At 41.2% G+C, this 12,965-nt stretch carries 9 protein-coding genes; 2 read left to right on the forward strand and 7 right to left on the reverse strand.

The genetic code is table 11. The annotated features are described in order from the left end of the window. Positions 1-199: 199 nt before the first annotated feature. Together QX565_RS16360 and QX565_RS16365 are read right to left on the reverse strand one after the other, a co-directional pair. On the reverse strand, positions 200-1,054 hold the full coding sequence (locus QX565_RS16360) for a DUF4348 domain-containing protein (protein WP_221649362.1): 855 nt from the start codon (positions 1,052-1,054) through the stop codon (positions 200-202). Continuing rightward, the gene (locus tag QX565_RS16365) at positions 1,054-2,007 is read right to left on the reverse strand and encodes an NAD-dependent epimerase/dehydratase family protein (RefSeq protein ID WP_289293532.1); all 954 of its coding nucleotides are present in this window, start codon (positions 2,005-2,007) and stop codon (positions 1,054-1,056) included. Before QX565_RS16365 ends, QX565_RS16360 begins: the two co-directional genes overlap by 1 nt. Positions 2,008-2,141: 134 nt before the next feature. On the opposite strand from QX565_RS16365, the gene kbl reads away from it, so the two are divergent. Then, the gene (gene kbl, locus QX565_RS16370) at positions 2,142-3,329 is read left to right on the forward strand and encodes a glycine C-acetyltransferase (protein WP_221649363.1); all 1,188 of its coding nucleotides are present in this window, start codon (positions 2,142-2,144) and stop codon (positions 3,327-3,329) included. A gap of 182 nt (positions 3,330-3,511) precedes the next feature. Beyond that, on the forward strand, positions 3,512-3,913 hold the full coding sequence (locus tag QX565_RS16375) for a DUF2721 domain-containing protein (RefSeq protein WP_002561509.1): 402 nt from the start codon (positions 3,512-3,514) through the stop codon (positions 3,911-3,913). Between the two features lie 38 nt (positions 3,914-3,951). On the opposite strand, the gene QX565_RS16380 is transcribed toward QX565_RS16375, so the two are convergent. The 5 genes from QX565_RS16380 to QX565_RS16400 all read right to left on the reverse strand — a co-directional run bounded on the left by QX565_RS16380 (position 3,952) and on the right by QX565_RS16400 (position 12,902). Further along, a complete protein-coding gene (locus QX565_RS16380; RefSeq protein ID WP_289293534.1) occupies positions 3,952-6,195 on the reverse strand; it encodes a sensor histidine kinase in 2,244 nt (747 codons plus the stop codon). 10 nt (positions 6,196-6,205) lie between these two features. After that, complete coding sequence (locus QX565_RS16385; RefSeq protein ID WP_289293535.1) at positions 6,206-9,472, reverse strand: TonB-dependent receptor; 3,267 nt, start codon at positions 9,470-9,472, stop codon at positions 6,206-6,208. A gap of 218 nt (positions 9,473-9,690) precedes the next feature. Then, positions 9,691-10,170, reverse strand: coding sequence for a ferritin (locus QX565_RS16390; protein WP_221649366.1), 480 nt, complete (start codon positions 10,168-10,170; stop codon positions 9,691-9,693). Between the two features lie 144 nt (positions 10,171-10,314). Then, positions 10,315-11,475, reverse strand: a complete 1,161-nt coding sequence (gene lysA / locus QX565_RS16395; protein WP_289293537.1) for a diaminopimelate decarboxylase — start codon at positions 11,473-11,475, stop codon at positions 10,315-10,317. A 107-nt stretch (positions 11,476-11,582) separates the two neighbouring features. After that, a complete protein-coding gene (locus QX565_RS16400) occupies positions 11,583-12,902 on the reverse strand; it encodes an aspartate kinase (protein ID WP_221649368.1) in 1,320 nt (439 codons plus the stop codon). Positions 12,903-12,965: the final 63 nt, after the last annotated feature.

Genomic DNA, 12,965 nt, shown 5'->3' on the forward strand with positions numbered 1-12,965 from the left:
AATAAGGGAAATTCACCACAGAGTAACACAGAGTTCCACAGAGTAGTATCTATCTGATGGAACGCGGATTAACACAGATTAACGCAGATTAAAAGACTGTAGTTCTTTATCATCATTTGTTTCCCTTTGCGAAAAACTACGTTCATCTACGTTTTGACGATGTAGCATCGCCTGTCGCACCTCCCCGTGCGGGAAGCACTCAAATACTCACATCCTCAAACTTATACAGTTCCCACTCTCCGCTATTTTCTTTCCTTTTGAAATAGAGAATATTAGAAAGTCCGTTTCCTATTCCCTTCAGGGCAAGAACTTTAGTAGAAGAATTATTAGTATTCTTTTGTCCGTAATTAATATTCGACAATCTATCGGTAGGTAATGTCGGTTTGAAGGCAAACCACTGGTTAAGATCAAGGGTTGTTTCCAAAACAGAAAAATCATCGTCCGGATCAGTAGTTACAAACATCAAGGGCTGACGTACACGACGACATTGAAAAAGACTATCCGTTGCAAAACGTCCGAAGAATTCTACAAAATCCTCAGTATCCCCTTTCTCTACAGGACGCAGATTAATAGCTTCCAGCATCCATGCTCCCTTCACCCGCTCGAAATAATACTTCTTCACCATGTGAGTACGGATAAAGATCCATTCTACCTGCACGGAAGTAAGCGCAGTATCGCCTACCAGATCCATATCTTCCTCGCTATCAAAAAGTAAAGTGTAATAGCTCTGCTTTGTAAACAGATCATCATGTTTCCAGTACTTCTTTTCAATTTTTGAAGGTTCATCTCCGTTATAATAAGCCAACGGAAACTTTACGCGCTGCTGCTGCAACTCGTCATCGGAAGCAAAATTATAAATAAAGTCATCGAATGATTCGTCAGCCTCTATCGGCTTCGGTCCCTCTGATGTCTTTGATTGGTGGAGCGTATCAGCTCTGTGAAGAACCGAATCCACCTCATTTGTAAGTGATGCGAAGGGGTCAAGATTCGCTCTCTTGTTTCCACAAGAAGCAAGAAGAGCGAGGGCAACAGCCCCCGCAATAAGTTTTTTCATTATTTCAGTTTAGCTCTTAATTTTTCAAGCATATCCACTGTCATACTTTCCAAATCATAAGCCGGTTTCCACCCCCACTCTTCACGAGCGCAGGTATCATCCAGGCTATCGGGCCAACTATCGGCAATACGCTGTTTCAAAGGATCTACCTGATAGATCATTTTGAAATCGGGCACATGCTTACGGATGGCTTCGTAAATTGCCTCCGGATCAAAACTCATGGAAGCAATATTGAAAGCATTACGGTGAATCAGTTTCTCCGGATCAGCTTCCATCAGCGAGATGGCAGCATTCAAAGCATCCGGCATATACATCATATCCATCAACGTACCTTTGGCGATAGGACATACAAAGGTTTCACCTTTTACGGCAGAATAATATATATCAACAGCATAATCCGTTGTTCCACCACCCGGAGGGGTCACATTGGAAATAATTCCGGGGAAACGAACTGCACGGGTATCTACTCCGTATTTATTATGGTAATAGTCACTCAACAACTCAGTAGTCACCTTGGAAATGCCGTACATCGTACGCGGACGCTGAATGGTGTCCTGCGGCGTTTTCGTGTGTGGTGTATCTGCTCCGAACGATCCGATAGAACTCGGTGTAAACACCGCACATCCATGGATACGCGCTGTTTCAAGTACATTCCACAAACCATCAATACCTATTTTCCAGGCAAGCTTTGGTTTTGACTCAGCTACAACAGACAACAAGGCCGCAAGGTTGTATATTGTGTCAATATTATATTCTTTTACTACGGACTCAATCATTTCGGCGTTCGTTACATCAACTACTGCCGCGGGGCCCGATTCTTTCAATTCTCCTTTAGGTTCTGCACCGGGAATATATCCGGCTACAACGTTCTCATTTCCATAGCGATTACGCAGTTCCATCGTGAGCTCCGAACCAATCTGCCCGGTAGCTCCAATTACCAAAATATTTTTCATTCTTCCAACTTATAGGGTATATTAAGCTAAATGGTGCGCAAAGTAAGCACTTTTTTTTCACTTTTATAGCAAATAGTCATTGTAATTTGGAGAAAAATAATGTCCTTTGCATAGAAACTAAAACTCCAAACGCTATGTACGGTAAAATGAAAGAACACCTCAGCAATACACTTGCTGAAATTAAAGAAGCCGGACTCTATAAAGAAGAACGACTCATTGAAAGTGCACAACAAGCAGCGATCACTGTAAAAGGAAAAGAAGTACTGAACTTTTGTGCTAATAACTATCTGGGACTCTCCAATAATCCCCGTTTGATAGAGGGAGCAAAGAAGATGATGGACCGTCGCGGATATGGTATGTCATCCGTCCGTTTTATCTGTGGGACCCAGGATATTCACAAAGAACTGGAAGCTGCAATCTCTGACTATTTCCGGACAGAAGATACAATTTTATATGCCGCTTGTTTTGATGCCAACGGCGGTGTTTTCGAGCCATTATTCACAGAAGAAGACGCTATTATTTCGGATTCACTGAATCATGCTTCTATTATAGACGGTGTACGCCTCTGTAAAGCTAAACGTTATCGCTATGCCAATGCTGATATGGAGGAACTGGAAAAGTGTCTTCAGGAAGCTCAGGCACAACGGTTCCGCATTATAGTGACAGACGGTGTATTCTCAATGGATGGCAATGTGGCCCCTATGGATAAAATTTGTGATCTCGCCGAGAAATACGACGCACTGGTAATGGTAGATGAATCTCACTCGGCCGGTGTGGTAGGTGCAACAGGTCATGGTGTGAGCGAACTCTACAAGACCTACGGACGTGTGGACATTTATACCGGTACATTGGGCAAAGCTTTTGGCGGTGCACTGGGAGGATTCACCACAGGACGTAAAGAGATTATCGACCTATTGCGCCAACGCAGTCGCCCCTATCTGTTCTCTAACTCATTGGCTCCGGGCATTATCGGTGCAAGTCTTGAAGTATTCAAAATGCTGAAAGAAAGTAATGCGTTACACGATAAACTGGTAGAGAACGTCAACTACTTCCGTGACAAAATGATGGCTGCCGGATTTGACATAAAACCGACACAGAGCGCAATCTGTGCAGTTATGTTGTATGATGCCAAACTTTCTCAAGATTACGCAGCCCGCATGCTCGAAGAAGGTATTTATGTGACAGGGTTCTACTATCCGGTAGTTCCGAAAGAACAGGCACGCATTCGCGTACAAATTTCTGCCGGACATGACAAAGAGCACCTGGACAAGTGTATCAATGCCTTCATTAAAGTAGGCAAAGAACTTGGCGTGCTGAAATGATCTTTAAATAAGTAATTAAGAGTAGTCAAGTAGTAAGTAGTCAAGTAGTAAGTAGTCAAGTAGTAAGTAGACGATAGCCCGGTTTCTGTGATTCAGATACTCAATCACTATCGTCTACTTACTACTTGACTACTTACTACTCTCTCATCTACTCTCAACCACATACCACTAAAAAAAACATTATGGAAGAACTTACACTCACAACGCCTGCCCTACTCTTTTCGGCAGTTTCACTTATCCTGTTAGCATACACGAATCGTTTTCTGTCGTATGCCCAACTGGTACGCCAATTGCGTGATCGTTATATGGAAAATCCTACCGACATCACCGTTGCACAAATTGAGAATCTGCGCAAACGTCTCAACCTGACCCGTACCATGCAAGGGCTGGGCATTGCAAGTCTGTTCTTTTGTGTTGTCAGCATGTTTCTTATCTATATCGGACTGCAATTACTATCTGCCTACGTGTTCGGACTGGCACTACTCTTGCTGATAGCTTCATTGGGAGTTTCTTTCCGGGAAATACAAATATCTACCCGTTCACTGGAGATCTACCTGAGCACAATGGAAAAAAAGATAAATTGACCAAAGTATGAACCGACAGCGGTCTTAGAAATCACAATTTAAGATACAACGTGACAGGGAAGTACCACTGTAAACCGGCTTCCCTTAGACGGTTCGGACCAAAGTTCAATGCTCCCACCGGACTTCTCAACAATCAACTGGCAAATGGATAATCCAAGCCCCGTCCCCTGTGCAAATTCATCCTGTTTATAGAACCGACTGAAAATAATACGTTGCTCTTCCACAGGGATACCAATACCGGTATCCTCCACATAGATACGTACCTGATTTTCTTCGGGTACATAGCGATACCCCAGCTTAATATATCCTTCTTTTGTGAATTTAGACGCATTGTTCAGAAAGTTAGTCAGCACTTGCGTCAGACGATCCTGGTCCACTTCTATTTCCATCGGAATATCATCCATCTCTTCTATAAACTCCAATTGAGCAGGAATCAATACCTTATGGGTAGTGTAAACCCTATTAACCAACTCAGATACCTGGCATTTGCTCTCCTGAAAAGTCATATTCCCCGACTCAATACGCGACAGTTCGAGAATATCATTAATAAGCTTTAGCAGCAACTCGCTATTCCGGTTAATAGTATCTATATATTCCATTTTATCTGATTCTTCCAAATCATCATCCATAGCCAGAATATTTGAAAAGCCAACAATCGCGTTGAGAGGTGTACGTATCTCATGGCTCATATTTGCCAGAAACGACTGTTTAAGCTCTGCCTTTTCAGCCAGACGACGCGCATCCTCCAGCTCTTGTTCACGGTCTTTAATGGTTTGAATATTTAATAGTAAACCAGCGGTTTTAGTCTGCCCGGAAACCGAATAAGAAGTTGTATAACGAAACTCCCACCATTGGTAGCCCTGCCCGTCAAAATCACACTTTAACTGTACAATCTTCTTTTTTGCCAATGGCAAACTCTCCCGGTTCAACTCAAACTTATTACGCTGTTCCGGATGAACATAACTCTCCAATTCATCGATTGTTAACTTTCGGGGTAGTCCGTTTATAGATTTCCAAAAAGCATTTTCAAGTACAATACATTCATCCTGTAATTTCCAGGCATATGTATTCCCTCCCTCAATAGACAGTGCCAGCGTTTCTTTCTCGTCTGCTAAAGCATAAAGAGCCATTTTCTTTCGTTTCTGTTCACGCAGATAAAGAAACATCAACAAGCTGAATATACTAAACAGCAAAATGAAAACAAGTACCATCAATGCAGTCCAGATTCCTTTATACTGTTCTTTGAAAGGCATATTGATAAAGTGATACTTCTCCGGAATCCTTTCCTTATCCCACTGCAACTGCTTCAGTACCTGCCAGTCTATCAAAAACTCTTTCTTACTCTCACATACAGGTATATCTGCCGGGGAAGCTCCTTTAAGAATACGAACAGCAACCTTTACTTCCTCATTTGCTTGTACAGTTATCGGAGTGATATATCCTCCCAGTAATCTCTCACCATATCCAAATGCCTCATTAATCACCGTCATCCCGGGACTGGCTGAAACATTTCCCATATTTACCGTCGTAAAATCACGCTTCAACTGCACATAACATCCATTAGGGACATATTTGCTAAGACTCCATATAAGCGCACCTCCATAAGAATTACTACCTCTCGCAGCCATTGCATTGAAAGGTGTATAGCCTTCTTTCTTAACTAATGAATCTCTTTTTGCATTATTATATTCGGGATGGACTATACCCGTTACCTTTTCGTCTTTCAGCTGCTCTTTCATATCATCCCGTATAGCCCTGTCAAGAAAAGTTTTGTCTAATATTGCAAAAGGACGTACATTTTCTCCAAACAATTCTTTCGCAACATGAAAATTCGTCCTGTAATCTATCTTATCATAAAATCCTGTCACATTAGGATATTGTTTTATCAACTCCCAGTTCGGATAATTAACACCGGCAAACACTATCGGAACCTCCTTTACCAAAGGATGTCCACACTTCAATAATGAGTAGGTAGCCTGATCCTCATTCACCAAGATTACTTCCGGTTTCCAATCCTTTAATGAACTAAGTAATCTTCTCATTCTCTCCAGTTCAGGCTGCTCCTGATAGCTCTCGCAATCCAGGTAGAGTATCCTTATATCCGAATCAATGGCTAATTTATGAAAATCTTCCTCTATCAAACGATTAAAATCAGGATAGGCAGCATAGCTAAATTCATAGGCATGAACAACCAGTATACGATGTGTATCTTTCTCTGAACACCCAGTAACAGATAACAGCAAAAAAAGCAAATATGTAAGTTTAAGAAATTTCTTATACATGTATTTTTTACTAATTAAAGATATAACGTATACCAAACTGAAGCTGCCAGCAATTACCGGATAAACGATTGGACATAAACGTTTCCGAAGGTAATGTAACGATTCCGTCATTCGACTGTGTCACCATAGTATAAACCGGCTCATTTGCAGAATTTACTCCCCTAAAGTTCAACAATTTATTAGTTCTGACACTCTTTGACACTCCCCAGGAACTATTCAACAAATTACCAATATTCATGATGTCTACACTAAACTGTAAAGTATTCATTGTCTTCCCGGCTTTTACCCGGAAGTCCTGCGTGAGACGTAAGTCGATACGATTAACCCAAGGCAAAAATGCTCCGTTTGTTTCAGCATATTCTCCTTTATGTTTTTTAAGATAAGGGTCCTGATTTACAAAAGTCCAAAAGGCATCCCGTTGTTCTTCGGCTGTAAATGTGCGATCCCCTACTTTCTGGTCCTGAAAGTTCAGTTCTGTTGAATTGGACGGAATATACATCAAATCAAATATATAACCGTCATTATTCATATCATTATCGTACAGATAAGAATAAGAACCTTCACGTTGTCCGGTATAGAAAATAGAAACAGACGTTGCATAATTATGTGCATACCGTATAGCATACGATGCTTCTGCTATCAACCGATGAGGAGAATACAGATAGGAAGCATTATGTAAAGCCAGGTAGTTGGCTCCCTGTACAGAAGCTTCCTGTTTCCAAGCCCCATCTATCTGATTACTCTGATTATTGGAAAGTGTACGTGAACAAGTGTAGGTGTAAGATGCCATCAGATTCAGCCCTTTTACCGGCATCATATGCAATGTAGCACTCAGGTTGTAACTATATCCTTTATGCGTATTCGTCATCAACATAGCATCCGTAATTTCCGGATGAATGTATTTTTCATCATTTCCCGGATAACGATAACGTTTGTCAGGACCTGAAAAAGTAGACATCTTTGGGTCATCCAAAGCTATCACATTAACATTCTGCTGTAAAATGGCATTGATATCCTTGATGAAAGTTCCTTCCAAAGTCATATCTGCCTTAAAGGGTAATAACAACTGATAGTCCAAGGCCAGTGATGTTTTCCATACCTGAGGCATCTTGAAATTACGGTCGATTGTAATAATATTGTTTACAGCTCTGGGGTCCGTCGGGAAACGGTCAGGAAATTGAGGAGCTATTTCCTGTAACACTTGTTGGGGCATACGAATACTTCCGGCCAGAGCAGTAAGCAAAGGGTCTCCCACAGTGGTTGTCGAAACCGTTGTCTGCAGTATGCCACTTCCTTCCTGCATCTTTGAAAGGAAAATTAAAGGAAACCGACCGGTAAAAAGCCCTGTACCTCCACGCAGTTTGAGCCGGCTATCACCCAACAAATCATAATTAATACCCACTCTCGGAGAAATGAGCGGAGTGGCTTTAGGCCAGCTACCGGTACTCAATGTCTTTCCGTTAAAATCATATCCGGTAATAGAAGGATTCTCATATCGCTTATTTACATAGAAAGGAACATCCATACGGACACCATACACAAGTTTCAGACGGGAAGATACATTATAATCATCCTGTGCATATACTGAAAACTGATTGTAATGTACAGCCGATAATGCACGATCTTCTCCTGTCAGTGAATAGGTCATTGCAAAAGCAATCGGAGCCATCCGGTTAATAAAGTCATCATAGCTGGCATACCGGTAATATCCTGCTCCATAGCGCATGTAGCAGTTGGATACATTTTGTGACTCAAAGCTAAGTCCAGCACCTAAATTATGCGCCCCTAGCTGCGTAGAAAAATGATCGGTAACAGCCCATACTTTTTCTGTAATACCATTTCTCCATGCATGCTGATCGTAACCGGCATTCATAAAAGCACGGTTTATCCCTCCTTCGTCAGGCTTCATAATATCTACTGTCGGGAAGTCTCCGTTACATTTACGTTTGTTGCCGTCATTAAAAGTATAGCTTACCAATAGTTTATTATTCATCATCATCCCCAACCGGCTATTCAATTCGGCTGTCAAAGAGTTCACATTATTCGACTGCTTCCAAGTAGAATTTCGGAAGGTCATAGAGTAACGGCCCACCGGAGCCCCATTTATATTTAAAGCTGCGCCCACTACATTGTTATCTTTCTGCTGGGAAGTATAGTTATAACGTACCATCAGTTTATGGCGTTCTGAAATATTCCAGTCCATACGTGCCATTGCACGGTAAGTATTTGTCCCTCCGCTAAAGTCGGTCCATGAACCTGTATCATAACCGTACATTGTTTTCAAGTCATTGGAAAAGCGACGCATGTCCGCGTCGGTAACACGCGATATCAAATGCTCAACATCTTCGGTTCCATCAGCAGAAAGTTTCCATTTATGCATTGGCTTCGGTTCATTCTCATACTCTCCATTGACAAAAAAGAAAAGCCGGTTCTTCACAATTGGCCCTCCCAGAGTAAAGCCATAGATATTGCGTCGCTCTTCAGCACGTTCACCCAAATCTTCTCCATTCACCTCATTCCCACGGAGATTCTCGTTCTTAACATACATATACCCAGAACCACGAAACTGATTCGTACCACTCTTGGTCACAGCATTGACAGATGCTCCGATAAAATTAGTCTGCCGCACATCATAAGGAGCAATACTCACCTGGATTTCATCCAATGCATCTATGGAAATCGGATTACCACCGCCCGGTAAGACAGCTCCATCCAGTCCCATAGTGTTATTAAAGTTTGCTCCATCAATACTATAATTATTCATTCTCTGATCCCGTCCTCCAAAGCCACTACCACTGGCATAAGGTGATAGTTTTGTAATATCACTCAAACTACGGTTAATGGTTGGCAACCGATTGATATCCTCAATAGTTATATGTGTGGAAGCACCTGTTTTCTCTCCGGCAAACTTTGAAGACGTTCCTACGACCACCACCTCATCCAATTCTGTCGATGAACTCAGCAAAGCATTACATGAGTAATTCTCAGCCAACCTCAAATAGATATCAGTAAATACAGCTCTGCGATGACCAACATAAGATATTTCAATCCGATAAGGCCCACCGATACGCATTCCCTGCAATTGATAATTCCCCTGAAGATTAGTGATAGTTCCATATTGAGTTCCCGAAGGCTCATGAATAGCCATAACAACAGCACCAGGTAGCGGTTCTTTATTTTCATCTGATACAAGACCACTCACAGAAGAGGTGGTAACCTGAGCATAACTCACTGTATAGCAAAATAAACAGCAAATTAGAAATATTATTTTGTTCATGCTTTCCACTTTATAAAAAAGATAAACGATCTTTTATCTTCTTTATGATAATTGGAGCAAAGATAGATAAATTTTGTAAAAATATGGGGGCTTACATTAAAAAAATCTTATTATTCCTATACAAAGAAAATATCGGATAACAAACAAACATTTTTCTTACATAAAAAAGGTCCCGAACGAATTGTCCGGGACCTTTTTATGTGAAAAGAATAGTTCGATCAGCGCTTACCCAACTGAGCATCAATAAAAAAGACACCTGCCTCACCTGCGCGTTTGATTTTATCTACAATCTCCATAGCAGTAGCTTCTTCTTCTACCTGCTCACGAACAAAGCCCCAAAGGAAATCTTGTGTGGCATTGTCTTTTTCGGAAGAAGCAATGGCTACCAGGTCGTCAATCATTTTAGAAACGTGGCATTCATGTTCATATACATGCTCAAAAACTTCCAATGGTGTACCCCATCCGGTAGGCACCACATCGATTTTGTCTACTTTTGCTATACCACCACGTTTTATGATATAACCGGCAATAGCATAAGCATGCTCCATCTCTTCCTGTGATTGCTTTTTCAACCAGGAAGCAAAACCGGTATACCCCTCTCTTTCAAGGTGGAAAGACATAGATAAATAAAGGTTAGCAGACCACATTTCTGCTGTAACTTGCTCATTCAGAACTTTCTGTAATTTCTCTGTCATCATAATAATTATATATTAGTGAATTAAACTCCTTACTTTGATTTCACAAGAAATATAAACATCGATAAATCACTATCTGTAAAATCAAAATTCATTTTATATAAAAACAATTGATGCTTCTTATTTGTTCTAAACAAATTTAATTTTTTAGACTAATTCATCCGATGTATAACCTTTCGGCAGTTCACGACAATTATAGGATGAAGCCATAATTTCGCCATATGCACCCGCAGAACGGAGAGCAATCAGGTCACCACGTTTCACTTTATTCAAATCGATCGCTTTACCGAAAACATCAGACGATTCACAAATAGGACCTACTACATCATAAGTCTGCATCGCCTCATCAGAAGTAAGATTCTCCATCTTGTGATGTGCCTGATAAAGTGCCGGACGAATCAAGTCCGTCATTCCGGCATCGAGAATAGCAAATTTCTTATTGGTGCCTTGCTTCACATACAACACCTTAGAAATAAGCGTACCACACTGCCCCACTACTGCACGTCCCAGTTCAAAATGCAATGTCTGATGCGGACGCAACTTCAACTGGCCTGCATAGGTAGCAAAATAAGCCTTGAAATCAGGGATTGGCTGGCGATTGGGATGATCGTAATCAATACCAAGTCCACCACCCACATTAATATGCTTTACAAAAATCTGGCGTGCCTCAAGTTTATTCTGCAGTTCGTTAACCCGGTTACAAAGAGCAATAAAATCACCCATATCAAGTATCTGCGAACCAATATGAAAGTGCAGACCGATAAAGTTGATATGCTTCATCTCCAAAGCCACATCTATCACTTTATCCATATCTTCCATACTGATGCCAAACTTATTCTCAGCAAGTCCGGTAGTGATATTTGCATGGGTATGTGCACCTACATTGGGGTTGATACGAAAAGCAACGTTTGCCACTTTTCCTTTGGCAGCAGCCAGTTCGTTAATAATTTCCAGTTCAGGAATAGATTCTACGTTAAAACAGAAAATGTCATAATCCAATCCAAGTTCGATCTCCCAATCGGCTTTCCCCACACCGGCAAATACAATCTTCTGTGCTGGGAAACCAGCTTTAATAGCTGCACGTATTTCGCCGCCACTTACACAATCGGCACCCAATCCACTCTCACGGATGACGGTGAGTACCTTCGGGTTTGCATTTGCTTTCACAGCATAATGCACGTCAAAATGTTCGTAACGGGTTACTTCTTTATTGATAGCAGTCAGTGTGTCACGCAGCACTTTTGTATCATAATAATAAAAAGGGGTACGCAACTCACGAAATTTATCAATAGGGAATATTCCTTTCATAAAAGATACTTTATTTAGGTCTACTACAGAGAGGACAGAGGGCACAGAGTTTGAATTTCTTTTAATCCTCTGTGTCCTCTGTGCCTTCTATAGTAGATATGTGATTATTATTTTCCGTTGAACAACATATCGCTCAGCGATTGTAATGCTACCTTCTTATCACACTCACGGATAAGGAAGGAGATGTTGTAATTACTACCACCGAAAGAGATCATACGTACCGGAATATTACGCATCGCATCAAGCGCTTTGGCTTCAAAACCTACATTTTCCCATTCAAGGTCTCCTACCACGCAAATGATGCACATATCTCTGTCAACCGTTACCGTACCATATTTCTTCAAGTCGTCCAGTATTTCATTCAGATGCTTGGTATTATCTACGGTAACAGACACACCCACCTCTGAAGTACAGATCATATCGATAGAGGTCTGATAACTTTCAAAAATCTCGAATACTTTACGCAAGAATCCGTGAGCCAGCAACATACGACTGGATTTAATCTTAATAGCAGTAATGTTTTCTTTAGCAGCTACAGCCTTAATCTTTCCTTTCTCCGTATCATTAGAGATCAATGTACCCGGAGCCTCAGGAGCCATTGTGTTAAGCAAACGTACCGGAATATTAGCATACTTAGCTGGCTGAATACAAGTAGGATGAAGAATCTTGGCACCAAAGTAAGCCAACTCAGCAGCCTCTTCAAAATGCAACTGACGCACCGGAGAAGTCTTGTCTACAATACGCGGATCATTGTTATGCATCCCATCGATATCTGTCCAAATCTGTATTTCAGAAGCATTGATAGCCGCACCAATCAAAGAAGCAGTATAGTCGCTACCACCACGTTGCAGGTTATCAATTTCCCCATAAGCATTACGACAAATGAACCCCTGCGTAATATAAATCTCTGCATCCGGATAGAGCTCCAGTTGTGCCAGCAATTTCTCCTTGATATAGATAGGATCGGGCTCTGCGTTTTTGTCAGTACGCATGAATTCTAAAGCCGGAAGCAGTACAGACTTCACGCCACACTCCTGTAGATAGAAGTTTACCATGGCAGTAGAAATCAGCTCGCCTTGTGCCAGTACTACTTTCTCTTCGAACAATGTGAAGAGATCCTTCGTGTACGAACGAATGTAGTCGAAATGAGATTTGACAACTTCCAGCGCTTTCTGTTTATATTCCGGGGTAGCATAAAGTTCATCAACGTGCTGTTTATATTTAGATTCCAGCTTATTGATAATCTCGTTGGCACCTTCCGGATTCTTCTTGTACAGATAGTCGGAAATCTCCACCAATGTGTTTGTTGTACCCGACATAGCCGAAAGAACAACAATCTTTTTTTCACCATCGGTAATCAATTTGGCTACTTCCTTCATCCGCTGTGCAGAGCCTACGGAAGTTCCTCCAAACTTTAAAACTTTCATTTTCGTTACTGTATTAAAATTAGTATGTATATTAATTATTTTTCTCTGTAAATTCATCCGTCA

The sequence above is a fragment of the Bacteroides sp. 41_26 genome, from assembly GCF_949740115.1.
GTDB lineage: Bacteria > Bacteroidota > Bacteroidia > Bacteroidales > Bacteroidaceae > Bacteroides > Bacteroides nordii.

Coding starts and splice junctions, on each gene's coding strand:
- QX565_RS16360 (WP_221649362.1), bottom strand. CDS start 1,054: ATGAAAAAACTTATTGCGGGGGCTGTTGCCCTCGCTCTTCTTGCTTCT.
- QX565_RS16365 (WP_289293532.1), bottom strand. CDS start 2,007: ATGAAAAATATTTTGGTAATTGGAGCTACCGGGCAGATTGGTTCGGAG.
- QX565_RS16385 (WP_289293535.1), bottom strand. CDS start 9,472: ATGAACAAAATAATATTTCTAATTTGCTGTTTATTTTGCTATACAGTG.
- QX565_RS16400 (WP_221649368.1), bottom strand. CDS start 12,902: ATGAAAGTTTTAAAGTTTGGAGGAACTTCCGTAGGCTCTGCACAGCGG.
- QX565_RS16380 (WP_289293534.1), bottom strand. CDS start 6,195: ATGTATAAGAAATTTCTTAAACTTACATATTTGCTTTTTTTGCTGTTA.
- kbl (WP_221649363.1), top strand. CDS start 2,142: ATGTACGGTAAAATGAAAGAACACCTCAGCAATACACTTGCTGAAATT.
- QX565_RS16375 (WP_002561509.1), top strand. CDS start 3,512: ATGGAAGAACTTACACTCACAACGCCTGCCCTACTCTTTTCGGCAGTT.
- QX565_RS16390 (WP_221649366.1), bottom strand. CDS start 10,170: ATGATGACAGAGAAATTACAGAAAGTTCTGAATGAGCAAGTTACAGCA.
- lysA (WP_289293537.1), bottom strand. CDS start 11,475: ATGAAAGGAATATTCCCTATTGATAAATTTCGTGAGTTGCGTACCCCT.